Source organism: Geodermatophilus sp. SYSU D00705 (assembly GCF_054050135.1).
The window spans coordinates 1-25,915 of record NZ_JBJGYT010000029.1 but is presented as its reverse complement, the minus strand read 5'-3'; the positions used below and the strand labels follow the sequence as shown (position 1 = coordinate 25,915).

24 protein-coding genes are annotated in these 25,915 nt (G+C 76.2%); 21 read left to right on the top strand and 3 right to left on the bottom strand.

Features of this window, described 5'->3' with window-relative positions; translation table 11 throughout:
• Positions 1-19 precede the first annotated feature (19 nt).
• The 11 genes from carA (at position 20) to ACI78Q_RS18645 (ending at position 13,391) form a co-directional block, all read left to right on the top strand.
• The gene (gene carA / locus ACI78Q_RS18695; protein ID WP_456924938.1) at positions 20-1,189 is read left to right on the top strand and encodes a glutamine-hydrolyzing carbamoyl-phosphate synthase small subunit; all 1,170 of its coding nucleotides are present in this window, start codon (positions 20-22) and stop codon (positions 1,187-1,189) included.
• Positions 1,189-4,506, top strand: a complete 3,318-nt coding sequence (gene carB / locus ACI78Q_RS18690; RefSeq protein WP_456924937.1) for a carbamoyl-phosphate synthase large subunit — start codon at positions 1,189-1,191, stop codon at positions 4,504-4,506. Before carA ends, carB begins: the two co-directional genes overlap by 1 nt.
• Positions 4,503-5,873, top strand: coding sequence for a dihydroorotate oxidase (locus ACI78Q_RS18685; protein ID WP_456924936.1), 1,371 nt, complete (start codon positions 4,503-4,505; stop codon positions 5,871-5,873). The genes carB and ACI78Q_RS18685 overlap by 4 nt, the downstream gene beginning before the upstream one ends.
• Positions 5,870-6,748: an orotidine-5'-phosphate decarboxylase gene (pyrF, locus tag ACI78Q_RS18680; RefSeq protein ID WP_456924935.1), complete on the top strand. Its 879-nt coding sequence runs from the start codon at positions 5,870-5,872 to the stop codon at positions 6,746-6,748. The genes ACI78Q_RS18685 and pyrF overlap by 4 nt, the downstream gene beginning before the upstream one ends.
• A complete protein-coding gene (locus tag ACI78Q_RS18675; RefSeq protein ID WP_456924934.1) occupies positions 6,745-7,047 on the top strand; it encodes a hypothetical protein in 303 nt (100 codons plus the stop codon). The genes pyrF and ACI78Q_RS18675 overlap by 4 nt, the downstream gene beginning before the upstream one ends.
• 345 nt (positions 7,048-7,392) lie before the next feature.
• On the top strand, positions 7,393-7,743 hold the full coding sequence (gene mihF, locus ACI78Q_RS18670; protein ID WP_456924933.1) for an integration host factor, actinobacterial type: 351 nt from the start codon (positions 7,393-7,395) through the stop codon (positions 7,741-7,743).
• Positions 7,744-7,780: 37 nt separating this feature from the next.
• Positions 7,781-8,392 (top strand): guanylate kinase, encoded by a 612-nt coding sequence (gmk, locus tag ACI78Q_RS18665; protein WP_456924932.1) that lies wholly within the window; start codon positions 7,781-7,783, stop codon positions 8,390-8,392.
• A 73-nt stretch (positions 8,393-8,465) separates the two neighbouring features.
• Positions 8,466-8,729 (top strand): DNA-directed RNA polymerase subunit omega, encoded by a 264-nt coding sequence (gene rpoZ / locus ACI78Q_RS18660; protein WP_012949163.1) that lies wholly within the window; start codon positions 8,466-8,468, stop codon positions 8,727-8,729.
• 88 nt (positions 8,730-8,817) lie between these two features.
• Positions 8,818-10,029 (top strand): bifunctional phosphopantothenoylcysteine decarboxylase/phosphopantothenate--cysteine ligase CoaBC, encoded by a 1,212-nt coding sequence (gene coaBC, locus ACI78Q_RS18655; RefSeq protein WP_456924931.1) that lies wholly within the window; start codon positions 8,818-8,820, stop codon positions 10,027-10,029.
• A gap of 101 nt (positions 10,030-10,130) precedes the next feature.
• Positions 10,131-11,327 carry a methionine adenosyltransferase gene (gene metK / locus ACI78Q_RS18650; RefSeq protein WP_456924930.1) on the top strand — a complete coding sequence of 399 codons (1,197 nt, stop codon included), beginning with the start codon at positions 10,131-10,133 and terminating at the stop codon, positions 11,325-11,327.
• Positions 11,328-11,339: 12 nt separating this feature from the next.
• The gene (locus tag ACI78Q_RS18645; RefSeq protein WP_456924968.1) at positions 11,340-13,391 is read left to right on the top strand and encodes a primosomal protein N'; all 2,052 of its coding nucleotides are present in this window, start codon (positions 11,340-11,342) and stop codon (positions 13,389-13,391) included.
• A gap of 63 nt (positions 13,392-13,454) precedes the next feature.
• Here ACI78Q_RS18645 and ACI78Q_RS18640 read toward each other — a convergent pair whose 3' ends face one another.
• From ACI78Q_RS18640 to ACI78Q_RS18630, 3 genes are read right to left on the bottom strand one after another with little or no spacing between them, the layout of a single operon-like run.
• Positions 13,455-14,435, bottom strand: coding sequence for a hypothetical protein (locus tag ACI78Q_RS18640; RefSeq protein WP_456924929.1), 981 nt, complete (start codon positions 14,433-14,435; stop codon positions 13,455-13,457).
• A complete protein-coding gene (locus ACI78Q_RS18635) occupies positions 14,435-15,079 on the bottom strand; it encodes a response regulator (protein ID WP_456924928.1) in 645 nt (214 codons plus the stop codon). Before ACI78Q_RS18635 ends, ACI78Q_RS18640 begins: the two co-directional genes overlap by 1 nt.
• Entirely contained in the window at positions 15,076-16,362 is a 1,287-nt protein-coding gene (locus ACI78Q_RS18630) for a sensor histidine kinase (protein WP_456924927.1), read from the bottom strand. Before ACI78Q_RS18630 ends, ACI78Q_RS18635 begins: the two co-directional genes overlap by 4 nt.
• Before the next feature lie 174 nt (positions 16,363-16,536).
• On the opposite strand from ACI78Q_RS18630, the gene ACI78Q_RS18625 reads away from it, so the two are divergent.
• The 10 genes from ACI78Q_RS18625 to ACI78Q_RS18580 all read left to right on the top strand — a co-directional run.
• On the top strand, positions 16,537-18,417 hold the full coding sequence (locus ACI78Q_RS18625; protein WP_456924926.1) for an ABC transporter ATP-binding protein: 1,881 nt from the start codon (positions 16,537-16,539) through the stop codon (positions 18,415-18,417).
• 267 nt (positions 18,418-18,684) lie between these two features.
• Entirely contained in the window at positions 18,685-19,560 is an 876-nt protein-coding gene (locus tag ACI78Q_RS18620; RefSeq protein ID WP_456924925.1) for a protein kinase domain-containing protein, read from the top strand.
• 60 nt (positions 19,561-19,620) lie between these two features.
• On the top strand, positions 19,621-20,154 hold the full coding sequence (def, locus tag ACI78Q_RS18615; RefSeq protein WP_456924924.1) for a peptide deformylase: 534 nt from the start codon (positions 19,621-19,623) through the stop codon (positions 20,152-20,154).
• Complete coding sequence (fmt, locus tag ACI78Q_RS18610; protein WP_456924923.1) at positions 20,103-21,083, top strand: methionyl-tRNA formyltransferase; 981 nt, start codon at positions 20,103-20,105, stop codon at positions 21,081-21,083. Before def ends, fmt begins: the two co-directional genes overlap by 52 nt.
• Positions 21,080-22,474 carry an RsmB/NOP family class I SAM-dependent RNA methyltransferase gene (locus tag ACI78Q_RS18605; protein WP_456924922.1) on the top strand — a complete coding sequence of 465 codons (1,395 nt, stop codon included), beginning with the start codon at positions 21,080-21,082 and terminating at the stop codon, positions 22,472-22,474. The genes fmt and ACI78Q_RS18605 overlap by 4 nt, the downstream gene beginning before the upstream one ends.
• Positions 22,475-22,581: 107 nt before the next feature.
• Positions 22,582-23,301, top strand: coding sequence for a DUF1775 domain-containing protein (locus ACI78Q_RS18600; protein WP_456924921.1), 720 nt, complete (start codon positions 22,582-22,584; stop codon positions 23,299-23,301).
• An 11-nt stretch (positions 23,302-23,312) separates the two neighbouring features.
• On the top strand, positions 23,313-23,984 hold the full coding sequence (gene rpe / locus ACI78Q_RS18595) for a ribulose-phosphate 3-epimerase (protein WP_456924920.1): 672 nt from the start codon (positions 23,313-23,315) through the stop codon (positions 23,982-23,984).
• The gene (gene ribD, locus ACI78Q_RS18590) at positions 23,981-25,105 is read left to right on the top strand and encodes a bifunctional diaminohydroxyphosphoribosylaminopyrimidine deaminase/5-amino-6-(5-phosphoribosylamino)uracil reductase RibD (RefSeq protein WP_456924919.1); all 1,125 of its coding nucleotides are present in this window, start codon (positions 23,981-23,983) and stop codon (positions 25,103-25,105) included. The genes rpe and ribD overlap by 4 nt, the downstream gene beginning before the upstream one ends.
• Before the next feature lie 2 nt (positions 25,106-25,107).
• Positions 25,108-25,716: a riboflavin synthase gene (locus ACI78Q_RS18585; RefSeq protein WP_456924918.1), complete on the top strand. Its 609-nt coding sequence runs from the start codon at positions 25,108-25,110 to the stop codon at positions 25,714-25,716.
• On the top strand, positions 25,713-25,915 hold a 203-nt coding region (locus tag ACI78Q_RS18580; RefSeq protein WP_456924917.1), incomplete at its 3' end, for a 3,4-dihydroxy-2-butanone-4-phosphate synthase. The genes ACI78Q_RS18585 and ACI78Q_RS18580, both read left to right, overlap by 4 nt.

The following is a 25,915-nucleotide window of genomic DNA, read 5'->3' as shown; positions in this document are numbered from 1 at the left end:
GAACAGAAAGGGCAGTCAAGTGACAGAAGCGCTCCTGGTCCTGGAGGACGGGCGCACGTTCCGTGGCGAGGCCTACGGCGCGGTGGGGACGACGCTGGGTGAGGCGGTGTTCGCCACCGGGATGACCGGCTACCAGGAGACGCTGACCGATCCCAGCTACGCCCGCCAGATCGTCGTCATGACCGCCCCGCACATCGGCAACACCGGGGTCAACGACGAGGACGACGAGAGCCGCCGCATGTGGGTGGCCGGCTTCGTCGTCCGCGACCCCGCCCGCCGGCCGGCCAACTGGCGGGCCACCGGCAGCCTGGACGACGAGCTGGTCGCGCAGGGCGTCGTCGGCATCAGCGACGTCGACACCCGGGCGCTGACCCGCCACCTGCGCGAGCGCGGCGCGATGCGCGCCGGCATCAGCAGCGAGGGCCTGTCGGCCGACGAGCTGCTCCTGCGGGTGCGGGCGTCGGAGAGCATGAGCGGCGCGGACCTCGCGCCGTCGGTGACCGCCAACGACCCCTACGTCGTCCCGGCGCAGGGGGAGCGGCGGTTGACCATCTCCGCCCTCGACCTCGGCATCAAGACCGCCACCCCGCGGCACCTGGCGGCCCTCGGCGTCGAGACCCGCGTGCTGCCGGCCACGGCGACCGCCGAGGACCTGCTGGCCGCCGGCCCCGACGGCGTGTTCCTGTCCAACGGCCCGGGCGACCCGGCCGCCGCCGACTACGCGGTCGAGGCGGTGCGCGGCGTCCTCGACGCCCGCCGGCCGCTGTTCGGCATCTGCTTCGGCAACCAGATCCTCGGCCGGGCCCTGGGCCTGGGCACCTACAAGCTGCGCTTCGGGCACCGCGGGATCAACCAGCCGGTGCTCGACCGGGTCAGCGGCACGGTGCGGGTGACCAGCCACAACCACGGCTTCGCCGTCGACGCCCCGCTGGACCGGCCCACCGACACCCCCTACGGGCGGGTCGAGGTCAGCCACGTCGGCCTCAACGACGACGTCGTCGAGGGCCTGCGCTGCCTGGACGTGCCGGCGTTCAGCGTCCAGTTCCACCCGGAGGCGGCCGCCGGGCCGCACGACGCCGCGCCGCTGTTCCAGCGGTTCGTCGACCTGATGGAGACCGCCCGCGAGACCGGGGACGCCGTCGGTCCGCCGCCGGTCGTCGAGCACACGACCGGGGAGAAGAGCGCCTGATGCCCAAGCGGACCGATCTGCAGCACGTCATGGTGATCGGCTCGGGGCCGATCATCATCGGCCAGGCGTCGGAGTTCGACTACTCCGGCACCCAGGCCTGCCGGGTGCTCAAGGCCGAGGGGCTGCGGGTCAGCCTGGTCAACAGCAACCCGGCGACGATCATGACCGACCCCGAGGTCGCCGACGCCACCTACGTCGAGCCGCTCACCCCGGAGTTCGTCGAGAAGGTGATCGCCAAGGAGCGCCCCGACGCGCTGCTGGCCACCCTCGGCGGGCAGACCGCGCTGAACATCGCGATCGGCCTGTACGAGAACGGCGTCCTGGAGCGGTACGGCGTCCAGCTCATCGGCGCCGACGTCGACGCGATCAACCGCGGCGAGGACCGGCAGATGTTCAAGGACATCGTCCGCTCCATCGGCGCCGACGCCCCGCGGTCGAAGGTCTGCGCGAGCATCGACGAGGCGATCGGCACCGCCGAGGAGGTCGGCTACCCGGTCGTCATCCGGCCCAGCTTCACGATGGGCGGGCTCGGGTCGGGCATCGCCACCGACGAGCCGATGCTGCGCCGCATGGCCGGGCACGGCCTGGCCGACTCCCCGGTGCACACCGTCCTCATCGAGGAGTCGGTGCTCGGCTGGAAGGAGTACGAGCTGGAGCTGATGCGCGACCGCAGCGACAACGTGGTCGTCATCTGCTCGATCGAGAACATCGACGCGATGGGCGTGCACACCGGCGACTCGGTGACCGTCGCCCCGGCGATGACCCTCACCGACCGCGAGTACCAGCGGATGCGCGACATCGGTATCGCCGTGCTGCGCGAGGTCGGTGTGGACACCGGCGGCTGCAACATCCAGTTCGCCGTCCACCCCGACACCGGCCGGCTGGTCGTCATCGAGATGAACCCGCGGGTCTCCCGGTCCAGCGCGCTGGCGTCCAAGGCCACCGGCTTCCCGATCGCCAAGATCGCCGCGAAGCTGGCCATCGGCTACACCCTCGACGAGATCACCAACGACATCACCGGCGTCACCCCCGCCTCCTTCGAGCCGGCGCTGGACTACGTCGTGGTGAAGATCCCGCGCTTCGCCTTCGAGAAGTTCCCCGGAGCCGACCCGCGGCTGACCACCACGATGAAGAGCGTCGGGGAGGTCATGGCCCTGGGCCGCAACTTCCCCGAGGCGCTGGGCAAGGCCATGCGGTCCACCGAGACCTCGGTGGCCGGCTTCTGGACGGGCGGGGACGACGGGTCCACCGCCGAGGAGCTGCTCGAGGCGCTGCGCACCCCCGTCGACGGGCGGCTCTACCTCGCCGAGCGGGCGCTGGCCGCCGGCGCCACCGTCGAGCAGGTGGCCGCGGCCAGCGGGTTCGACCCGTGGTTCGTCGACCAGATCGCCCTGGTGCACGAGATCGGCGAGCAGGTGCGCGAGGCGCCGTCCCTCACCCCGGAGCTGCTCCGCCGGGCCAAGCGGTACGGCCTGTCCGACCGGCAGGTCGCCGCGCTGCGGCCGGAGCTGGCCGGGGAGGACGGCGTCCGGCTGCTGCGCTGGCGCATGGGCATCCGGCCGGTCTACAAGACGGTGGACACCTGCGCCGCGGAGTTCGCCGCCCGCACGCCCTACCACTACTCCTCCTACGACGAGGAGACCGAGGTCGAGCCGCGGGAGAAGCCGGCGGTGCTGATCCTGGGCTCCGGGCCCAACCGGATCGGCCAGGGCATCGAGTTCGACTACTCCTGCGTGCACGCGGTCATGGCGCTGCAGGACGCCGGCTACGAGGCGGTGATGGTCAACTGCAACCCCGAGACCGTCTCCACCGACTACGACACCGCCGACCGGCTGTACTTCGAGCCGCTGACCTTCGAGGACGTCCTCGAGGTGGTCGAGGCCGAGCGCGCGGCCGGCCCGGTGGCCGGGGTCATCTGCACCCTGGGCGGGCAGACGCCGCTGGGCCTGGCGCAGCGGCTCAAGGACGCCGGTGTCCCGGTCCTGGGCACCTCGCCGGAGTCGATCGACGCCGCCGAGGACCGCGGCGTGTTCTCCCGGGTGCTGCACGACACCGGGCTGCTGGCCCCCAAGCACGGCACGGCGACCACCTTCGCCGAGGCCCGGGAGATCGCCGCCGCCATCGGCTACCCGGTGCTTGTGCGGCCGTCCTACGTCCTGGGCGGGCGCGGGATGGAGATCGTCTACGACGACGCCACCCTCGAGGCCTACATCGCCAAGGCCACCGACGTCAGCCCCGAGCACCCGGTGCTGGTCGACCGGTTCCTCGAGGACGCCGTCGAGGTCGACGTCGACGCGCTCTACGACGGCACCGAGCTCTACCTCGGCGGCGTCATGGAGCACATCGAGGAGGCCGGGATCCACTCCGGCGACTCCGCGTGCGCGCTGCCGCCGATCACGCTGGGCTCCACCGACCTGGTGCGGATCCGTGCCGCGACGGAGAAGCTGGCCGCCCGCATCGGCGTCCGCGGGCTCATGAACGTCCAGTACGCGGTCAAGGACGACATCCTCTACGTGCTGGAGGCCAACCCGCGGGCCAGCCGCACGGTGCCGTTCGTCTCCAAGGCCACCGCCGTCCAGTTGGCCAAGGCCGCCGCCCGCATCGCGGTCGGGGAGACGATCGCCGACCTGCGCGCCGCCGGCGTCCTGCCCGCGACCGGGGACGGCGCGGACCTGCCCGAGGACGTCCCGATCGCGGTCAAGGAGGCGGTGCTGCCGTTCCACCGCTTCCGCACCGTCGAGGGGCAGAACGTCGACACGGTGCTCGGCCCGGAGATGAAGTCCACCGGCGAGGTCATGGGCCTCGACACCGGCTTCGGGACGGCGTTCGCCAAGTCGCAGGCCGCCGCCTACGGCTCGCTGCCGGTCGAGGGCACGGTGTTCGTGTCGCTGGCCAACCGGGACAAGCGCTCGGCGATCTTCCCGGTCAAGCGGCTGGCCGCGCTCGGCTACCGGGTGCTGGCCACCGCCGGCACCGCCCAGGTGCTGCGCCGCAACGGCGTGGCCTGCGAGGTGGTCGGCAAGTTCAGCGAGGGGCCCGGCAACGTGGTCGAGCGGATCCTCGCCGGGGACGTCGACATCGTGGTCAACACCCCGTTCGGGTCGCCGGGCAACAGCGGGCCGCGGCTGGACGGCTACGAGATCCGCACCGCCGCGGTCTCCGCCGGGATCCCGTCGATCACCACCGTGCAGGGGCTGGCGGCCGCGGTGCAGGGCATCGAGGCGCTGCGCCAGGGCGACGTCGGCGTCCGCAGCCTCCAGGAGGTCCACGCGGCCCTGACCGCCCAGGCCCCGGCCGCCGCCGCGGCGCGGCCGTGACCGCGGTCGTCGCCCCCGGCGCCGTCGCCCGGGTGCGGGAGGACCTCGTGCGGCGCGGGCTGCTCGACGGCCTGCCGGAGGCCTTCCTCGCCGGGGTGACCCGCTTCGCGCGGCCGCCGCAGCCGGAGCTGGACGCGCTGGGGGAGTCGGCCCGCGCGCTGGCGGCCCGGCTCGCGTCGGGCACGGCGGGGGACGACGACCTGCCGCTGCTGACCCGGGTGCTGTTCTTCGCGCGACGGGCCGGGGTGCTGGCCGCCGCCGGGCTCCGGACGCCGGCCTACGACGTCCTCGGCTCCTACCGGGACAACCTCGCCACGCCGCTCGGGCCGCGGCTGCCCGAGCGGCCGGTCGCGGGCGGACGCCGCTGGCGGGTGCTGGGGCGGTCGGTCGGCTTCCCGATCGGGGTGCCGGCGTGCGTCCTGAACGGCGGCGAGCAGTGGGTGCGCCACTTCGCGGGCAACGGCTACAGCGTCCTGACCTACAAGACGGTGCGCAGCCGCGCTCACGAGCCCAACCCGCAGCCCAACTGGGTGTTCGCGCCGCGGCAGACGTCGAGCCTGCCGCCGGGCGCGGCCGCCGACGTCACCGCCGACCCGTGGGACTGGGTGCCGCCCGGCTCCCCGGACGTCAGCACGGTCAACTCCTTCGGCGTCCCGTCCCTGGAGCCGGAGGAGTGGATGCCCGACCTCGAGCGCTCCCTGGCCGCGGTCGGGGACGACCAGCTGCTGCTGGTCAGCGTCATGGGGGAGGGCGACGGCACCGCCCTGGTCGACGACTTCGCCCGCACCGCGCGGATGACGGAGGAGGCCGGCGCACCCGTCGTCGAGCTGAACCTGTCCTGCCCCAACACGCTCAGCCCGTCGGCCGCCGGCGTGAAGCCGCCGCTGTGCCTGGACGCCGACGCGACCGTCGCCGTCGTCGAGGGCGTGCGGCGGGCGCTGGACGACCGCACCGGCCTGGTCGCCAAGCTCTCCTGGCTCGACGAGCCGTCGCTGGCCGCGCTGGTGCCCCGCCTCGCCCCGCTGGTCGACGGCGTCGCGGGGATCAACACCCTGCAGAGCCGGGTCCGCCGCAGCGACGGGACGGCGACGTTCCCCGGCCGTGAGCTGGCCGGCCTCTCCGGCGTCGCCGTCCGCGACTCCGCCCTGGACCTCACCCGGCGCCTGGTCGACCTGCGTGCGGCGGGCGGGTGGTCCTTCGACGTCCTGGCGATGGGCGGGGTGACCGACCCCGCCTCGTTCGAGGCGCTGTTCGCCGCCGGCGCCGACGCCGTGCAGTCGGCGTCCGGGGCGTTCGCCGACCCGTACCTGGCCCGGGACTGCGTCGCCGCGCTCGGGCAGACCCTGCCGCGCTCGGTGCCGGCGTGAGCGCCCCGTTCGGGCAGCGCCTGGCCGACGCCGTCGCCACCCGCGGACCGCTGTGCGTCGGGATCGACCCGCACGTCCCGCTGCTGGAGCGCTGGGGGCTCGGCGACGACCCCGACGGGCTGGCGCGGTTCACCGACACGGTCGTCGACGCCCTGGCCGGCACCGTCGCCGTCCTCAAGCCCCAGTTGGCGTTCTACGAGCGGCACGGCTCGCGGGGCCTGGCCGTGCTGGAGGACGCCGTCGCGCGGGCCCGGGCCGCCGGCGCGCTCGTGCTGCTCGACGCCAAGCGCGGCGACATCGGCTCGACGATGGACGCCTACGCCGACTACCTGCGCCCGGAGCACCCGCTGTCGGCCGACGCCCTCACGGTCAGCCCCTACCTCGGCCCCGGCTCGCTGCAGCCGGCCGTCGACACCGCGCGGCAGTGCGGCGGGGGCCTGTTCGTGCTCGCCCGCACCTCCAACCCCGACGCGGGCACCCTGCAGCACGCGCTGGTCGGCGAGCGCAGCGTGGCCCAGGTCGTCGTCGACACCGTGCGCGGCTGGAACACCCCGGGCTGGGTCGTCGGCGACCCCCTGCCCGACGTCGCCGCCGTCCGTGACCTCGCGGGCCGGTGGGGACCCACCACCGGCTCGTGCGGGGTGGTCGTCGGCGCCACGCTGCGCGAGTTGGACGTCGACCTGACCGGTCTCGGCGGCCCGGTACTCGCTCCCGGCCTGGGCGCCCAGGGCGGGTCCGTGGCCGACCTGCGCCGGCTGTTCGGCGCCGGCACCGCCGTCGTCCCCACCGTGTCCCGGGACGTGCTGGCCGTCGGCCCCGACCCCGCCGCGCTCCGTGCCGCCGCGGAGCGCTGGACCGCCGAGCTGGCGGGGTGAGGCGGGCGGCGCCCTGGCTGACCGCCGGGGCGGGGACGGCGCTGGTCCTCGCCGGCGTCGTCGTGTCCTGGTGGGCGAACACCGCCCGGTGGATCACCCACGGCGGCGGCCACGAGCCCCTGGTACCCGGCGGCGCCTCCGCCTACGAGAGCCGGCTCGTGCCCGGCGTCGACGGGGCCGTGCTCTGGACGTGGCGGCACACCTCGGGTGCCGGGCTGGTGGTGCTCGGTCTGCTGGTGCCGGCGGGAGTCGGCGGCTGGCTCCTGGGCCGCCAGGCGGGACGCCGCGCGGCGGGCTGACCAGCGGCGCCGGCCGGCCTCCCGGCGCGTCGACCAGCGGTTTCCGGGACGTGTCGGCGTGTCGTCCCCGGTGTGTCTGGACGGATCCGTCCGCTTTCTCCGCTGCTGCCATCGGTCCCTGTGCCCGCCTTGACCTGCGCAGATGACGGATGGTGACGATCAGCTCGTACGTAGAGTGATGGAAAAGTCACCGATTGCTGGCGAGCGGCGGTTCATCCGGGCGTGACCTGCGCATATACCGGGAACTAGGTTGGCCGGCAGGCTCAGCAGTGAGCTCTGCCCCCGACACAGCCCGAGCCCCGCCGGTCGAGAAGACGGCCGGCGACGACACGATTGGGTCGCACCATGCCCCTTCCTGACCTGACCCCCGAACAGCGCGCCGCCGCACTGGAGAAGGCCGCAGCGGCCCGCAAGACCCGTGCCGAGCTCCGCGAGCGCCTCAAGAGCAAGGGCGCCACCGTCGGCGACGTCCTCCGCCAGGGCGAGACCGACGAGGTGATCGGCAAGATGCGCGTCTCCGCGGTCCTGGAGTCCCTGCCCGGAGTCGGCAAGGCCCGGGCTGCCAAGATCATGGAGCGGCTCGAGATCTCCCCGACCCGCCGGGTGCGCGGCCTGGGTGCCAACCAGCGCAAGGCCCTGGAGGCGGAGTTCGGCGGCGAGCAGGTGGCCGCCGACCAGGTCTCCGCGGAGGGCTGACCCGCACGACCAGGCACCCGGAGGCCGAGGACGACGCGTGTCGAGTGCACCACCCCAGCGCCCCCCGGCGCGGCTGACCGTGCTGTCCGGTCCCTCCGGGGTCGGCAAGGGCACGGTCCTCGCCGAGGTCAGGCGCCGGTACCCCGAGGTCTGGGTGTCGGTCTCGGCCACCACGCGCAGGCCCCGCCCCGGGGAGGTCGACGGGGTGCACTACCACTTCGTCGACGACGCCGAGTTCGACCGGCTCATCGCCGAGGACGGACTCCTGGAGTGGGCCGAGTACGCCGGTAACCGCTACGGCACGCCGGTCGCCCCGGTGCGCGAACGACTCGCCACCGGGGCGCCGGCGCTGCTCGAGATCGAGCTGCAGGGCGCCCGGCAGGTCCGCGCCCGCGACGCCGACGCGCAACTGGTCTTCCTGGCTCCGCCGTCGTGGGCCGAGCTGGCCAGCCGGCTGGCCGGCCGCGGCTCGGAGCCGCCCGCCGTGCAGGAGCGGCGGCTGGCGATCGCGCAGGCCGAGCTGGACTCCTCCGGGGAGTTCGACGTCGTCGTGGTCAACGACGACGTGGCCAGGGCCGCGGACGAGTTGGTAGGCTTGCTGACTGCGCCGTCGCCCGGCCCCGCCCGGAGCAGCGACGCCCACGAGTAGCGGCCGCCTCCTCCGTGCCAGGAGCCCAGCCGTCCGCCACTCCCACCGAACGATCTGAGGAGCACGCCCGCCCGTGTCCGGAGTCGCACCCGCCCCCGAGGGCATCACCAACCCGCCGATCGACGAGCTGCTCGAGCGCACCAGCAGCAAGTACGGCCTGGTGATCTTCGCCGCCAAGCGCGCGCGGCAGATCAACGCCTACTACAGCCAGCTCTCCGAGGGCCTGCTCGAGTACGTCGGCCCGCTGGTCGACACCGCCCCCCAGGAGAAGCCGCTCTCGATCGCCCTGCGCGAGATCAACGAGGGCCTGCTGACCCACACCGCCGGCGAGAACTGAGGCCGGCTGCCCCCCGGGGCACCCAGAGTGATGAGAGCGCACCCGGCGGTTCCTGCCGGGTGCGCTCTCGCGTGTGGAGGATGAGGGCATGAGCCGGATCGTGCTGGGTGTCAGCGGCGGCGTGGCTGCCTACAAGGCCGCCCTGCTGCTGCGCGCGTTCACCGAGGGCGGGCACGACGTCCGCGTCGTCCCGACGCCCGCCGCCCTGCGCTTCGTGGGCGCGGCCACCTTCGAGGCGCTCTCGGGACACCCGGTCACCACCGACGTCTGGTCCGACGTCGACGAGGTGGCCCACGTGCGGATCGGGCAGACCGCCGATCTCGTCGTGGTCGCCCCGGCCACCGCCGACGTGCTGGCCCGCGCGGCCGCCGGTCGTGCCGACGACCTGCTCGCCGCCACCCTGCTCACGGCGCACTGTCCGGTCGTGTTCGCCCCGGCCATGCACACCGAGATGTGGCTGCACCCGGCCACCCAGGACAACGTGGCCACCCTGCGCCGCCGCGGCGCGATCGTGCTGCCGCCGGCGGTGGGTCGGCTGACCGGTCCGGACTCCGGGCCGGGGCGGCTGCCCGAGCCGGCCGACATCGCCGCACTGGCCTCGGTCGTGCTGACCGACGGCGTCGCCGCGCTCGCCCCCGACCTGGCCGGACGCCGGGTCGTCGTCAGCGCCGGGGGCACCCGGGAGCCGCTGGACCCGGTCCGCTACCTCGGCAACCGCTCCTCGGGGCGGCAGGGCTGGGCCCTGGCCCGGGTCGCCGCCGCCCGCGGCGCCGAGGTCGTGCTGGTCGCCGCCAACGTCGACCTCCCGGCGCCGTTCGGCGTCCGCGTCGTCCCGGTCGGGACCGCCGAGGAGCTCCGCGCGGCGATGCTGGCCGAGGCGGCGGACGCCGACGTCGTCGTCATGGCCGCCGCGGTCGCCGACTTCCGGCCGGCCGAGGTCGCCGCGACGAAGCTGAAGAAGGACAGTGCGGCCGAGCCCAGCGCGGTGCCCCTGGTGCGCAACCCCGACGTCCTGGCCGAGCTGGTCACCAAGCGGCCGCCCGGGCAGCTGGTCGTCGGGTTCGCCGCGGAGACCGGGGACGACGCCGGCGACGTCCTCTCCCACGCCCGCGCCAAGCTCGCCCGCAAGGGGTGCGACCTGCTCGTCGTCAACGACGTCTCGGGCGGGCGGGTGTTCGGCCGGCCCGACAACGCCGCCGTCGTCCTGGGCGCCGACGGCACCGCCACCGAGCTGTCCGAGGGCAGCAAGGACGCCGTCGCGGCCGGCATCTGGACCGCCGTCACCGCCCGGTTGCCCTGATCCGCCCCGCTGTCGCCGCCCGCCGGTAACGTGCACCCGGACGCACCTGCCAGCCGGCGGCACCGTCACACGCCGAACGTCCCCGACCCTAGGAGCCCCGAGTGCCACGCCGTCTCTTCACGTCCGAGTCGGTGACCGAGGGCCACCCGGACAAGATCGCGGACCAGATCAGCGACGCGATCCTCGACGCCATGCTCGCGCAGGACCCGCGCAGCCGGGTCGCCGTCGAGACGCTCATCACGACCGGTCAGGTGCACATCGCCGGCGAGGTCACCACGGCGGGCTACGTCGAGATCGCCGAGATCGTCCGCCGCACCATCCTCGGCATCGGTTACGACTCGTCCCGCAAGGGCTTCGACGGCGCCTCCTGCGGCGTCAGCGTGTCGATCGGCTCGCAGTCCCCCGACATCGCGCAGGGCGTCGACACCGGCTACGAGGCCCGCACCGGGGGCACCTCGGAGGACGAGATCGAGCGGCAGGGCGCCGGCGACCAGGGCCTGATGTTCGGCTACGCGACCGACGAGACCCCCGAGCTGATGCCGCTGCCGATCGCGCTGGCCCACCGGCTGGCCCGGCGGCTGTCCGCGGTCCGCAAGGACGGCTCGGTGCCGTACCTGCGCCCGGACGGCAAGACCCAGGTGACCGTCGTCTACGAGGACGACCGGCCGGTCGGCGTCGACACCGTGGTCGTCTCCTCCCAGCACGCGGAGGACATCTCCATCGAGCAGCTGCTCACCCCCGACGTCCAGGAGCTGGTGGTCGAGCCCGAGCTCGCCGCCCTCGGCCTGCCGACCACCGGGTACCGGCTGCTGGTGAACCCGACCGGCAAGTTCGTCATCGGCGGCCCGATGGGTGACGCCGGGCTGACCGGCCGCAAGATCATCGTCGACACCTACGGCGGGATGGCCCGCCACGGCGGCGGCGCCTTCTCCGGCAAGGACCCGTCGAAGGTGGACCGCTCCGGCGCCTACGCCATGCGCTGGGTGGCCAAGAACGTGGTCGCCGCCGGGCTCGCGCGCCGCTGCGAGGTGCAGGTCGCCTACGCGATCGGCGCCGCCCACCCCGTCGGCCTGTTCGTCGAGACCTTCGGCACCGGCACGGTGGCCGACGACGTCCTCGAGAAGGCGATCGGCTCGGTGTTCGACCTGCGCCCGGGCGCGATCGTCCGCGACCTGGACCTGCTCCGCCCGATCTACGCCCCGACGGCGGCCTACGGCCACTTCGGCCGCACCGACGTCGACCTGCCGTGGGAGCGGCTCGACCGCGTCGAGGCGCTCCGCTCGGCCACCGGGGTCTGAAAGAGGACCCCGCTGCCCCCCACGCCTCGGAGAAGGACCCTGTCCTCCCCACCCCTCGCAGGCTCAGGGCGGGACCCGGGACAGGGCCGGGGCCCCTGCAGCGGGGCCGTCGCCCGGGTCGTCGTCGACGTGCCCCTGGCCCACCTCGACCGGCCCTTCGACTACGCCGTCCCCGAGAGCATGGCCGCCGACGTGGCGCCGGGCTGCCGGGTGCGGGTGCGCTTCGCCGGCCAGCTCGTCGACGGGTTCGTCGTGGAGCTGGGCGACACCAGCGAGCACGGCGGGAAGCTCGCGCCGCTGGCCAAGCTGGTCTCCGCCGAGCCGGTGCTCACCCCGGAGGTGCTGGCGCTGGCCCGGTCGGTGGCCGAGCGCTGGGGCGGCACCGTCACCGACGTGCTGCGGCTGGCCGTCCCGCCCCGGCGGGCCGCGGCCGAGAAGCGCCCGCCGGCCGAGCGGCCGCCGGCCCCGGCTGCGCCCGACCCGGCGGGCTTCGGCCGCTACCCGACCGGTCCGGCGCTGCTGACCGCCGTCGCGGAGGGCCGGCCGGCGCGGGCGGTCTGGACGGCGCTGCCCGGCGAGGACTGGCCGGCCCGCCTGGCCGAGCTGTGCCAGGCGGCACTCTCGGGCGGCCGCGGCGCGCTGGTCGTGGTGCCCGACGGCCGGGACCTCGATCGGCTCGCCGCCGCGGCCGAGCAGCGGCTCCCCGCGGGCTCGTTCGTGGTGCTGCGCGGCGATGCCGCCCCCGATGCCCGCTACCGCCGCTTCCTCGAGGCCGCCCGCGGCAGCGCGACCGTGGTGCTGGGCACCCGCGCGGCGGCGCTGGCACCGGTGGCCGATCTCGGCCTGGTGGCCGTCTGGGACGACGGCGACGACCTGCACGCCGAGCCCCGCGCGCCCTACGCCCACGCCCGCGACGTGCTCGTCCACCGGGCGCACCTGGCCTCGTGCGCCGCCGTCGTCGCCGCCACCGCGCGCACGGCCGAGGCGCAGCTGCTCGTGGAGAGCGGGTGGGCCCACGAGCTCGTCGCCGACCGGGCCACCCTGCGGGCCGCGGCGCCCCGCGTGCAGGCCCTCGGCGCGGACGCGGAGCTCGCCCGCGATCCCGCCGCCCGGACCGCGCGGTTGCCCAGCCTCGCCCACCGCGTCGCCCGCCAGGCCCTGGCCGACGGCGCCCCGGTGCTGGTCCAGGTGCCCCGCGCCGGGTACGCGCCCGGCCTGGCGTGCGACCGCTGCCGTGCACCGGCCCGCTGCCCGGTCTGCTCCGGACCGCTGGGCATCTCACCGACCCCCGGCCCGGGCGGCTCCCGTGTGCCGGCCTGCCGGTGGTGTGCCCGCCCGGCGGCGACCTTCGACTGTCCCCACTGCCACGGCACGAAGCTGCGGGCCTCGGTGGTCGGGTCCGCGCGCACCGCCGAGGAGCTGGGGCGGGCGTTCCCGGGCGCGGCCGTGCGGGTGTCCGGCCGCGGGTCGGGGGTCCTGGCGTCGGTGCCCGCGGGACCGGCGCTGGTGGTCGCCACACCCGGCGCGGAGCCGGTCGCCGAGGGTGGGTACGGAGCCGCGCTGCTGCTGGACTCCTGGGCGCTGCTCGGCCGGGCCGACCTGCGGGCGGGGGAGGAGACGCTACGCCGCTGGATGAACGCCGCCGCGCTCGTGCGGCCCGCCTCCGCCGGCGGCCAGGTCGTCGTCGCCGCGGACGCCGCCCACGCCGTCGTCCAGGCGCTGGTGCGCTGGGACCCCGCCTGGCTGGCCGCCCGTGAGCTCGCCGACCGCCGGGAGCTGGGGTTCCCGCCCGCCACGCGCATGGCCGCGGTGGCCGGCACCCCGGCGGCCCTGGCGGAGTTCCTGGCGGCCGCCCGGCTGCCCGACGACGCCGATCTGCTCGGGCCGGTGCCCGAGCCCCCCAGGCCCGGTCAGGACGGCGAGCGGGAGCGCTATCTGGTCCGGGTGCCCCGCGCGGAGGGCGTCGCGCTGGCCACGGCGCTCGCCGAGGTGCAGGGGGTCCGCAGCGCCAAGAAGGCCGCCGAGCACGTGCGGGTGCAACTGGACCCGCTCGACCTGGTCTGAGCGCGGGGCGCCGGGCCCGGTACCGGGGGTCGTGGGCGGAGCTCCCGGTCGCCGGCCCCCGGCTCAGAGGGGGGTGTCGCAGGCGGGGGTGGCGGTCGGCTCGGGGGTGGCGGTCGGCTCGGGGGTGGCGGTCGGCTCGGGGGTGGCGGTCGGCTCGGGGGTCCGGTGTCCGTACTCCCCCCAGCCGCCGTCGCCACGGGACCCGGATCGGTGGTCCCCGTAACCGTCGCTGTCGTGCCCGTGGTGGTACCCGCCGTCGCCAGGGGGCCGGGCGTCAGGGGACGGGGTCGGGTAGCCGTGCGGGTCGTCGGGCGGGTCCCCGTCCTCACCGGGATCCGCCGGCGGCACGGACGGGGACGGCGCGGACGACGGCGGGACCGGTGAGGCCGGCGGAACCGGTGAGGCCGGCGGGGACGGGTCTGCCGGCGGGGTGGCGCGCGGCGGATCGGCCGCCCGGTCGGTCGCCGGGGGAGCGCTGGGCGCGTCCGGTGCGGGGACGGCTGGTGCGGGAGCGGCCAGACCCGGGGGGGTGGCGGGCGGCACCGCGTCGGCGGGGGTGGTGTCCGGGCCGCCGCCATCGGCGGGATCGTCGGCCGCGGCCGGTGGCGCGGCGGGAGGGGCCGGTTCGTCCTGCGACATCGGCTGCAGCGGTTCGGCCGGCTCCTGCCCGACGGCGGCGGCGTCGTCGTCGGCGACGTGCTCGGCCGGCGGGGGCGTCGGCGCCGGGTCCGCCTCGGGGACCGGCTGGGCGGGTGCCGGGCTGGGCAGCGCCGGCCCGGTGGCCGGGCCCTGCGCCAGCGGTGGACTCGCGGCGGAGCGTGGGGGTGTGCCGATCAGCGACAGGCCCGCCCAGCTCCCCGCCAGGGCCACCAGCACCAGGGCCGCGGCGACGAGGACGGCACCGGCGGCCCCGCGCACGTACGCCGTCCACCGCCGTTGCGTCGGCTCCGCCGCCGCCACGCGCCGCAACACGACCGGGCGGTGCCGCACGTCCGGGAGCTCGGGGAGGGTGCCGTGCCCGTCCCTCCGGTTGGCGCGGGCCATCAGCGGCCGCCCTCCGCGGGGCGTGGGCGGCGCAGGTGGCGTTCGGCCCAGAGGGCCGCCTGCGTCCGGTCGGCAGCGCCGACCCGATGGAGGATGTGGGTCACGTGCGTCTTCACGGTTGCCTCCGTGATCCGCAGCCGGCGGGCGATCACCTTGTTGGAATGGCCCTGCCGGAGGAGTTCGAGCACCTCGCGCTCACGCTCGGTGAGGGAGTCACCCTGGCCGCGGTCCCGCAGCGCCGAGAGCACCGCGGGCGCCACCTGGGGGTCGATCGTGGAGCCGCCGGCCGCGATCACCCGGATGGCGTCGAGGATGGCCTCGGCCGCGGCGTGCTTGAGCAGGTAGCCGTCGGCGCCCGCGTCGAGCGCCTCCAGCACCAGGGGCCGCTCGGCGTAGGAGCTGAGAACCAGCACGCGGACGCCGTTGCCGCGGCCCCGCAGACTGCGGATGACGCTGATCCCGTCCTGCCCGGGCATCGCCAGGTCGAGCATGACCACGTCGGGGGAGAGCTGGTCGATGAGCTCGACGGCGCCGTCGCCGTCGGCGGCCGTGCCCACGCACTCGAGGTCCCCGGCGGCGCCGAGGAGGCTGCGCAGCCCCTCCCGGACGACGGCGTGGTCGTCGACGACCAGCACTCGGATCACCGCAGGGCCCCCACGCGCGCGCCGACCGGCAGGGTGACGACCAGCCGGGTGCCCTGGCCGGGCGAGCTGTTCGCCGTCAGGGAGCCACCCGCACGGACGACGAGGTCGCCGAGGGTGTCCAGCCCCACGTGCCCGCCGCGGCGGCGCTCGGCCAGTTTCTCCTGGTCGAAGCCTCGGCCGTCGTCGTCGACGACCAGGGTGACCGTCGGCCCGTCTCGGGTGACGGTGACCTCCGCAGAGGTGGCCCGGCTGTGGGTGACGGCGTTGCGCAGCGCCTCGCGGGCACTGCGGTACAGCAGCCCGGCGACGGGGTCGGGCAGGCCGGCGGTCCCGGAGGCCACCACGGTGACGCTCAGGCCGGCGTCCTCCTGCTCGGCGGCCAGGCTGCGCAGCCGGCCGGCGAGGTCGGGCACCCGCTCCTGGCCCGGCCGGGGGCCGGACACCAGCCCGCGCAGGTCGTCGATGGCCCGGCGCACCGAGGTGACCACCCCGGGGGGCAGGCGCGCCTCCGAGGCGCCGGCGGCGTCGGCCCGCAGGCGGGCGGCGTCCAGCTCGATCGCCACCCCGGAGAGGACCGGCAGCACCGAGTCGTGGAGCTCCCCGGCCAGCCGCCGTCGCTCGGCCTCCGGTGCGTCGACCGCCGCCCGCAGCAGCACGGCGTCGTGGCGCTGGTGGGAGCGCACCTGGGCGGCCAGCCGCCAGGTCAGCGGCAGCACGACCACGACCAGCAGCAGCAGCGTCCCCAGCGCGGGCGGGACGAGGGCGAGCCACACCTGGCGGGGGGCGGAAGGGGCGTCGCCGGGGCGCTCGGTGAGGTCGAGGAGCACCGGCGTCCCGTGGACGTCCCGGATCCCGGCGTGGGCGACCAGCGGCGACCCCGACCCGGTCTCGTCGACGGTGCACACCACGGACCCGCTGTCGAGTGCGCGGCGGGCGTCGGCCGGCAGTGGGCTCACCTCGCCGATCCGGTCGGCGCGGTCGGACCACACCACCCGGCCGGAGGCGTCCCGGATCGACACCGCGGCGACCGGGCCGGCGCTCAGCACGCCCATGACCTGCCGGTCGAGGACGTCGGGGGCGGCGGGCGGGAGTGTGGGGTCGGCGTCCACGGCGGGGGCCAGGCCGGCGGCGGTCACGCGGGCCAGCTGCTCGAACGCGCCGACACGGAGCTCGTCGCCGACGTCGCGGGCGAGCGCCCCGCTGACGACGGCGAGGACGAAGACCAGTACGACGCCGGCGGTCGTCACCTGCGCGACCACCGTGGCCACGGAGACCGGTCGCACGCCCGGCCGTGGCCGCCGGCCCCCCGGTGTGACCCAGATCACCCCGGGAGCATAGGGCGGTTCCGGGCCGCCTTCGTCCACTTTGCTCGCGCCGCGTCCAAGGACAACAGGGACCCTTGGCGTACTCCCAGGGACGTATGGAGACTCACCGCCCCGGCGGGCCACCCTTTCCGCATGTCCTCGCACGCAGCGCACCGGCCCCCGGGCTCGCTGCGTGTCGCGGCGCCCTTCATCCGGCCGCAGGCCGGCCTCCTGGGCCTGGCGACCGGCGCCGCCGTCGTGGAGGTGGCCACGTCACTGCTGAGCCCCTGGCCGCTCGCGCTCGCGGTCGACCACGCTCTCGGTGGGAAGCCCCTGGACGGCCCCGCCGGCATCCTGTCCGGGCTCAGCCCGCTGGGCCTGCTGGTCGTCGCCGGTCTCGCGATGGTGGCGCTGGCGATCCTCGGAGCCGTGTTGGACACCGGCACCCGGATCTGGGCCGAGCGGGCCGCCGAGCGGATGGCCGGCGCCATGCGCACCGCGCTCTTCTCACGGGCGATCACCCTGTCGCTGCGCTGGCACGACCGGACGCGCACAGGGGAGATCACCTCCCGGCTCACCGCCGACGTCGGCCGGATGATGGACGCGGTGGTGGCCGTGTTCACGCAGCTGCTGCCCGAACTGCTGCTCCTGGTCGGCGCGCTGGTCCTGCTGTTCGCCCTCGACCCGGCCCTGGCCTGGCTCGGCCTGGTCGTCCTGCCCGTCCTGGCCTGGCTCACCGCCGTCCAGCGCCGCAGGGTCCGGGCCGCGACCCTCGCGGCGCGGGAGGCGGCCGGGCGGCTGTCCGGAGCGGCCACCGAGTTGCTGCGCAACGTGCGGGCCGTGCAGGCCTTCGCCCGCCAGGACCGGGCCGACCAGCTCTTCGGTGAGCCCAACGAGCGCGTCGTGGCGGCGCAGACCCGCGCGGCGGTCGTGGACGCCCGCTGGAGCCCGGTCCCCGGCATCGTGCTCACCGTCGGCTCGGGCATCGTGCTCGTCGCGGGCGGGCTCCAGGTGCGCGACGGGGTGCTGACCGTCGGCCAGCTGCTCGTCGTCCTCTCCTACCTGCGGTCGCTGCAGTCGCCCGTGCGGAGCATGGTGCGGCTGGTGGCGGTGCAGGCCAAGGCACATGCCAGCGCGCAGCGCATCGACCAGGTGCTGTCCTGCACCGAGGCGGTGCCCGAGCCCGCCGAGCCGCGGCCGGTGCCGCCGGTGCGGGAGGGCATCCGGCTGGAGTCCGTGAGCTTCTCCTACGGCCCGGACCGCCCGGTGCTGTACGACTTCGACCTCACCATCGGGGCGCGCGAGACGGTGTGCCTGTTCGGTCCCAGCGGAGCGGGCAAGAGCACGGTCCTGTCCCTGCTGCTGCGGCTGTACGACCCGGACTCCGGGCGGGTGACGCTCGACGGCGTCGACATCCGCGAGCTGGCGACGGTGGAGCTCCGACGGCAGCTGGCCTTCGTGCCGCAGGACCCGTGGCTGCTCGACGGCACGCTGGCGGAGAACATCGCCTTCGGGAACCCGGACGCCACCCGGGCCGAGGTCCTCGCCGCCGGCCGGGCCGCCTGGGTCGACGAGTTCGCGCTCTCCCTGCCGCAGGGCTACGACACCCCGCTCGGCGAGAGCGGAGCCATGCTCTCCGGCGGTCAGCGCCGCCGGGTGGCCCTGGCCCGGGCCGTGGTGTCGACCGCGCCGGTCGTGCTGCTCGACGAGCCGACGACGTCGCTGGACGCCGAGGCCGCACGGCAGGTCGTCGGCGCCATCCGCTCGGCCACCCGGGACCGCACGGTCCTGCTCGTGACGCACGACCCGGTCCTCGCGGCCATCGCCGACCGGACCGTGGCCGTCTCCGCCCACCGCCCGCCCGCGGTCCCGGCCGAGAGGACACCCGCCGGGACCGGCCCGTCCGACGGCACCCCCCGCGAGTCGGGTGCCCACCGGGACGGCGCCGCGGCCGGCACATCACACTCCGGAGGCCGTCGGCGCGGTCGTGCCCTCGCCTCCACCGCGCACCACGAGCCGGTCGAGAGGAGGTGAAACGCCATGACCACTTTCCGTCGCATCGTCGGTGAGGTTTCCGCCCCTGGGTACCGCAGGCGGAAGCGCCGCCACTGGTGGTGGAGCAGCACCACCAGCAAGACGTGGAAGAGCCACAGCCGCAGTCACTCCCACTCCAAGTGGTGACACGGCACGGGAAGGTCGCCGTCCCGCCGGCCGACATCCGGCGGGGCGGCGACGCCGTTCGCGGCCCCTGAGCGCCAGCTGGTACCCCGATCGATGCCGTCCAACCGCCGAGGAGCAGAAGTGGAACCGAGCGTGACCGGCGTGGCCCTCGCCGAGGAGGACGGCCGCCCCCGATGGGATCCTGAACCCGGCGGGCCGCTCGTCCCGGGACACCTCGCCTGGGACCTCCTCATGGTCGGGCACCACCGGGAGACCTGGCTGTGCTGGTCGGTGGACCTGTGGGCGCCGGCCGTGGTGAAGGTCGTCCGCCCGGACTGGAAGCCCCAGTACGTCACCGCGCTCGGCCGCGAGGTGCAGGCGCTCACCGCGCTGCACCACCCGGCCCTGCCGCGGCTCCTGCACGACGGGCGCACGGAGCCCGTGCCCTTCATCGCCGTCGAGTACCTGGACGGGGACAACCTCGCCGAGTGCGTCGAGGAGGAAGGTGCGTTCCGCGCCGACGACACCGCCACCCTCGGGGTGCAGGTACTGAGTGCGGTGCGCGCGCTCCACTCCCGGGGCATCGCGCACATGGACGTCGACCCGTTCAACGTGCTGGTCGTCGACCGGCGGCCGCGGCTGGTCGACCTCGGCTCCTCCCGTCGCCTCGGAACGCAACTGCAGGAGGACGAGGGGGTCGGCACGCAGGGGTTCGCCCCGCCGGAGGCGGATCGCACCCGGGTGCGACCGGTGACGCCCGCGTTCGACGTCTACGGCGTCGGGGCGACCCTGCGCGCGGTGCTCGACCCCGCGGCGGAGGGCGCGGACGGGGTCCGCTCGGTCATCGACCGGATGACCGACGACGACCCGGACCGCCGGCCGTCCGTCGAGGAGGCCATGAGCGACCTGGTCCGGCTCGCCGGCGACGAGGACGAGCGGCCCTGGCCGGACTGGGCCGACGGGCTGCTGACGCAGCGACCCGGCGCCGACCGCCCCGCGCCCGTCGCCGTCGGCTGACCCCGCGCCCGCATCCCGACAGGCTGAGGGGAGCCGCGGGGCGCCCCCTACGATCGACCGGTGAGCGTGACCCCCATCCGCCTCTACGGCGACCCGGTGCTGCGCACGCCCGCCGCCCCCGTCGTCGACTTCGACGCCGAGCTGCGCCGGCTCGTCGACGACCTCACCGACACCATGCTGGCCGCCGGCGGCGCCGGGCTGGCCGCACCGCAGATCGGTGTCGGCGTCCGGGTGTTCACCTGGCACGTCGACGGTCAGCTCGGTCACCTGGTCAACCCCGAGGTCGTGCTGGTGGGGGAGGAGACCGAGGAGGGGCCCGAGGGCTGCCTGTCCATCCCCGGCCTCGCCTACGACTGCCGCCGGCACCTCTACGTGGCCGCCACCGGCTTCGACGTGCACGGCGAGCCGGTCCGGGTGGAGGGCTCGCACCTCCTGGCCCGCGCGGTGCAGCACGAGGTCGACCACCTCGACGGCGTCCTGTTCGTCGACCGCCTCGCGCCGGGGGCCAAGGAGGCCGCGCTGGCCGCCATCGCCGAGGCCGAGTGGGCCGGCATGGGGGCCTGGGTCCCGCGCGTGGAGGTGAGCCCCCACTGAGGCTGCTGTTCGCCGGGACGCCCGAGGTCGCCGTCCCCTCGCTGGACCTGCTGCTGGACTCCGGGCACGAGGTGGCCGCCGTCCTGACCCGTCCCGACGCCCGCTCCGGCCGCGGCCGCCGGGTGAGCCGCTCGCCGGTCGCCGAGCGGGCCGATGCCGCCGGCGTGCCGGTGCTGCAGCCGCGGTCGCCGCGCGAGCCGGAGTTCCTGGCGCAGCTGGCCGACCTCGCCGTCGACTGCGCCCCGGTGGTCGCCTACGGCGCGCTGCTGCCGCAGGCGGCGCTCGACCTGCCCCGGCACGGCTGGGTCAACCTGCACTTCTCGCTGCTGCCGGCCTGGCGCGGGGCCGCCCCGGTGCAGCACGCGGTCATGGCCGGTGACGAGGTGACCGGCGCGTCCACCTTCCGGCTGGAGGCCGGGATGGACACCGGCCCGGTCTTCGGTGTGGTCACCGAGCCGATCGCCCCCCGCGACACCGCCGGGGACCTGCTGGGCCGGCTGGCCCGGAGCGGTGCCCGGCTGCTGCTGGCCACGCTCGACGGCATCGCGGCCGGCACCGTCGTCCCCGAGCCACAGCCGGCCGAGGGGGTCAGCCTCGCGCCGCGGATCGAGCCAGCCGACGCCCGCGTCGACTGGGCCCTGCCCGCGCACGTCGTCGACCGGCGCGTGCGGGGGGTGACCCCGGCCCCGGGCGCGTGGACCACCTGGCGCGGTGACCGGCTGCGCCTGGGCCCGGTCGAGCCGCTGCCGACGTCCCTGGGCCTGACGCCCGGGGAGCTGTCGGTGGGGCCGACCGGGGTGCTCGTCGGCACCGGCCGCGGCGCGGTCCGGCTCGGCGAGGTGCAGCCGGCGGGCAAGCGCGTGCTGCCCGCCGCCGACTGGGCCCGCGGCGCCCGCCCGGCGCCGGGAGAGAGGCTCGGGGAGCCGTGACCCGCCCGCCCCGCCGGCCCGGCCGGCCCCGGCCCGGACACCGGAGCGGACGCCGTCCGGCCCGCCCGCGGCTCGACGGTGCCCGGCTGACCGCCTATGACGTCCTGGACGCCGTCTCCTCCCGCGCCGCCTACGCCAACCTGCTGCTGCCGCAGCTGCTGCGCGAGCGCGAGCTGGACCAGCGCGACGCGGCGTTCACCACCCAGCTCGCCTACGGCACGCTGCGCGCGCAGGGCACCCTCGACGCGGTGCTGGCCGGGCTGGTCGACCGTCCGCTGAGCGAGCTGGACCCCCGGGTCCTCGACCTGCTCCGGCTGGGCACCCACCAGCTGCTGGACCTGCGAGTGCCGGCCCACGCGGCGGTGGACACCACCGTCGACCTCACGCGCGCGATCGTCGGCGCCGGTGCCTCCGGGCTGGTCAACGCCGTCCTGCGCAAGGTCGCCGCGGGCGGGGACCGCGCCGCCTGGCTGGACCGGCTCGACGCCGAGGGCGACCGGCGGCTGGCCCTCGCCACCGACCACCCCGGCTGGATCGTCGAGGCCTGGCGCGAGGCGCTGGGCGGTGACGCCGAGCTGGAGGCCGCGCTGCTCGCCGACGACGCCGCGCCGGAGGTGCACCTGGTGGCCCGGCGGGTGACCCGCGAGCGGCTGGCCGAGGAGTCCGGCGGGACGCCGGGCCCCTGGTCGCCGTACGCGGTGCGGCTCGGCGGCGGCGACCCGGGGCGCGTGCCCGCGGTCCGGGACGGCGCCGCCGCCGTGCAGGACGAGGGCAGCCAGCTGGCCGCGCTCCTGCTGACCCGCGCCCCGCTCGAGGGCCCGGACACCGCCTGGCTCGACGTGTGCGCGGGGCCGGGCGGGAAGGCCGGCCTGCTGGCCGCGGTACGTCCCGACGGCGTCGCGCTGACCGCGGCCGACCGCTCCCCGCACCGCGCCGAGCTGGTGCGGTCGGCGCTGGCCGGGCAGGCCGGCACCGAGGTGCTCGTCGCCGACGGCCGGCAGCCGCCGTGGGCGCCCGGGTCGTTCGACCGGGTGCTGCTGGACGCCCCGTGCACCGGCCTGGGGGCGCTGCGCCGCCGGCCCGAGGTCCGCTGGCGGCGCACCCCCGAGGACGTCCCCCCGCTGGTGGAGCTGCAGACCGCACTGCTCGAGGGGGCGCTGGCCTCGGTGCGGCCCGGGGGAGTGGTCGCCTACGTGACCTGCTCCCCGCACGCCGCGGAGACCGTCGCGGTGGCCGACGCCGCCGCCGCGCGCGACGACGTCGAGGTGCTGCCGGTCGCCCCGCTGTTCCCGGAGGTCCCCGGGCTGGCCCGCGGCCGGTACGGGCAGCTGTGGCCGCACCGGCACGGCACCGACGCGATGTTCATGGCGCTGCTGCGCCGCACCCGCTGACGGCGGGCGGTCGGCGAGGCCGGCGACCCCGTGACGGCGCGGTCACGCCCGGGTGCCGCGTCGGGGGTCCGGGGAACCCGACAGCCCGCCGGAGCGACTACAGGGACGTGACCTCCCGCAGCGCGGCCCTGCGCCGATCCCTGGCCACCGGCGTGCTGGCCGCCGTCCTCGTCGGCGCCGTCCCCGGGGCGGCCGCCGCACACGTCGAGGTGAGCGCTCCGGGCGCGACGGCCGGCACCGGGCCGGTCACCCTCACGTTCTCCGCCGAGTCGGAGGCGCCGACCGGGATCGTCGCGATGCGCACCCAGCTGCCCGCCGGGCTCGCCCCCGCGGACGTGGCGCTGGCCTCCGGCCCGGCCGGCTGGACGCTCGCGCCCACCGCCGACGGCTTCGAGGTGGGTGGCCCGGCGCTCCCGGCGGGTGGGGACGCCGAGTACGCGGTGACCGTGGCGCAACTCCCGGCCGGGACCACCGAGCTGGTGTTCAAGACCCTGCAGCGCTACGCCGACGGCCGCGAGGACGCCTGGATCGAGCTGCCGGCCGCCGGTGCTCCCGAGCCCGAGCGGCCCGCACCGGTGCTGACCGTCGCCCCGGGCGCGCCGGCACCGGCCGCCACCGCCGCGTCCGGCCCGCCGTCCGGCGCACCGCAGTCGGGGCCCGCGACCGACGCGGCCCCGGCGACCACCCCGGCCGCCGTCCCGGCCGACGAGGAGGGCGGGGTCAGCGGCGGCTGGCTGGCCGCGCTGGGGGTGCTCGCGGCCGCCGCGGTCGCCGCCGGCCTGTGGTTCCGCCGCGCCCGCGCCGGGCGGCCCGGAGGGCCTGCCTAGACTCGGCAGCCGTGCCCCGGACCCCGATGATCGCGCCCAGCCTGCTGTCGGCGGACTTCGCCCGGCTGGCGGAGGAGTCGCGACGGGTGGCCGACGCCGACTGGCTGCACTTCGACGTCATGGACGCGCACTTCGTGCCGAACCTGACCTTCGGCCTCCCGGTGATGCAGGCCGTGCAGGCGGTCAGCCCCGTGCCGCTGGACTGCCACCTGATGATCGAGGCCCCCGAGCGCTGGGCGCCGGGCTACGCCGAGGCCGGGGCGCGCAACGTCACCGTGCACGCCGAGGCCTGCGCCGATCCCCGCGCCGTCGCCCGCGACCTGCGCGCCGCCGGGGCCCTGGCGGGGCTGGCGCTCAAGCCGGGGACCCCGCTGGAGGAGTACCTCGACGTCCTGCCCGCCTTCGACACCCTGCTGGTCATGACCGTCGAGCCCGGGTTCGGTGGGCAGGAGTTCATGGCCGAGGTGCTGCCCAAGGTGCGCCGGGCCCGGGAGCTGGTCGACACCGGCCACCTGCACCTGGTCGTCGAGGTCGACGGCGGCATCAACGCCGACACCATCGAGGCCGCCGCCGAGGCGGGAGCCGACGTCTTCGTGGCCGGCTCGGCGGTCTACGGCGCCGACGACCCCGCCCGCGCCATCGCCGGCCTGCGGGCGCAGGCCGCCGCGGCGCTGGTCGGGTGAGCCCCGGCCCGGCCGGGGAGCGGGTCGCCGGCCCCGCCGCCGACGGCGAGGCGACGGCACCGGAACGGCGCGCGATGGCCCGCGCCCGGGAACTCGGCGCCGGCGTGCTCGGCGCCACCAGCCCCAACCCGCCGGTCGGTGCCGTCGTGCTCGCCGCCGACGGGACGCCGGTGGGGGAGGGCGCGACCGCCCCGCCCGGCGGGCCGCACGCGGAGGTCCGCGCGCTGGCCGAGGCCGGGGACCGCGCCCGCGGCGGCACCGTCGTCGTCACCCTCGAGCCGTGCGCGCACACCGGCCGCACCGGTCCCTGCACCGACGCCCTGCTGGCGGCCGGGGTGGCGCGGGTCGTCGTCGCCGTCCCCGAGCCCACCGAGCTCGCCGGTGGCGGGGTCGCCCGGCTGCGGGCGGCCGGGGTCGAGGTGGTGCTCGGCGTGGAGCAGGCCGAGGCCGAGGACGGCGCCCTGGGTGCCTGGCTGACCGGCGTCCGTGAGCACCGGCCGCAGGTGGTGTGGAAGGTCGCCGGCACGCTGGACGGCCGCGTGGCCGCCGCGGACGGCAGCAGCCGCTGGGTCACCGGCCCCGAGGCGCGCGCCGCCGTCCACCGGCTGCGCGCCACCTGCGACGCGGTCCTCGTCGGCTCGGGCACGGTCCTGGCCGACGACCCCCAGCTCACCGTCCGTGACGCCGAGGGGCGGGACGCCGAGCGTCAGCCCCTGCGGGTCGTGCTCGACCGCCGCGGCCGGCTGCCGCGCGCGGCGCGCGTCCTCGACGACGCGGCTCCCACGCTGGTCAGCGCCGCCCCCGGACCCCGCCAGCTGCTGGCCGAGCTGTTCACCCGCGACGTCCGCCGGGTGCTGCTCGAGGGCGGCCCGACCCTCGCCGCCGCGTTCCTGCGCGAGGGGCTGGTCGACGAGGTGGTGGTGCACCTGGCGCCCAAGCTCCTGGGCGCCGGTGCACCACTCGTCGGTGACCTGGGAATCACCGGGATCGGCGACGCGCTGACCCTGTCGGTCGCCGACGTCACCCGCTTGGGCGGGGACGTCGGCATCCGCCTGCGTCCGAACCGGCACACTGGTGGCAGTCGGTCTGCGGTCAGCCCGGCCGCGACCGGAGGGAGTTGATCGTGTTCACCGGGATCGTCGAGGAGATCGGCACCCTGCTCGTCCGCGAGGACCTCGCGGACGCCGCCCGGCTGCGCATCCGCGCGCACCGTGCGCTGGAGGGTGTGGCGCTGGGTGACTCCATCTCCGTCAACGGGGTCTGCCTCACCGTGACCGACGTCGACGGCGACGTCTGGGCCACCGACGTGATGGCCGAGACCCTGCGCCGCAGCAGCCTCGGCGCCCTCCAGGACGACGACCCGGTCAACCTCGAGCGCGCCGTCACCCCGCACACCCGGCTCGGCGGCCACCTGGTGCAGGGGCACGTCGACGGTGTCGGCACCGTGCTCACCCGCACCCCGGGCGAGCACTGGGAGGTCGTGCGGATCGCGCTGCCCCGCGAGCTGGCCCGCTACGTGGTCGAGAAGGGGTCGGTCGCGGTGGACGGCGTCTCGCTGACGGTGAGCGCCGTCAGCGCGGTCGGCGACCCCGAGCCCTGGTTCGAGATCAGCCTCATCCCCACCACCCTGCGCGAGACGACGCTCGGCGCGGTGCCTCCGGGGAGCCCGGTCAACCTGGAGGTGGACGTGATCGCGAAGTACGTGGAACGGCTGTTGGGAGAGCGCTCGTGAGCACCTCGACCCGGCTCGACACCATCGAGGACGCCATCGCGGCCATCAAGCGTGGCCGTCCGGTCGTCGTCATGGACGACGAGGACCGGGAGAACGAGGGCGATCTGATCTTCGCCTCGGAGCTGGCCACGCCGGAGCTGGTGGCGTTCATGGTGCGCTACACCTCGGGCTACATCTGCGTGGCCGTGACCGAGGAGGA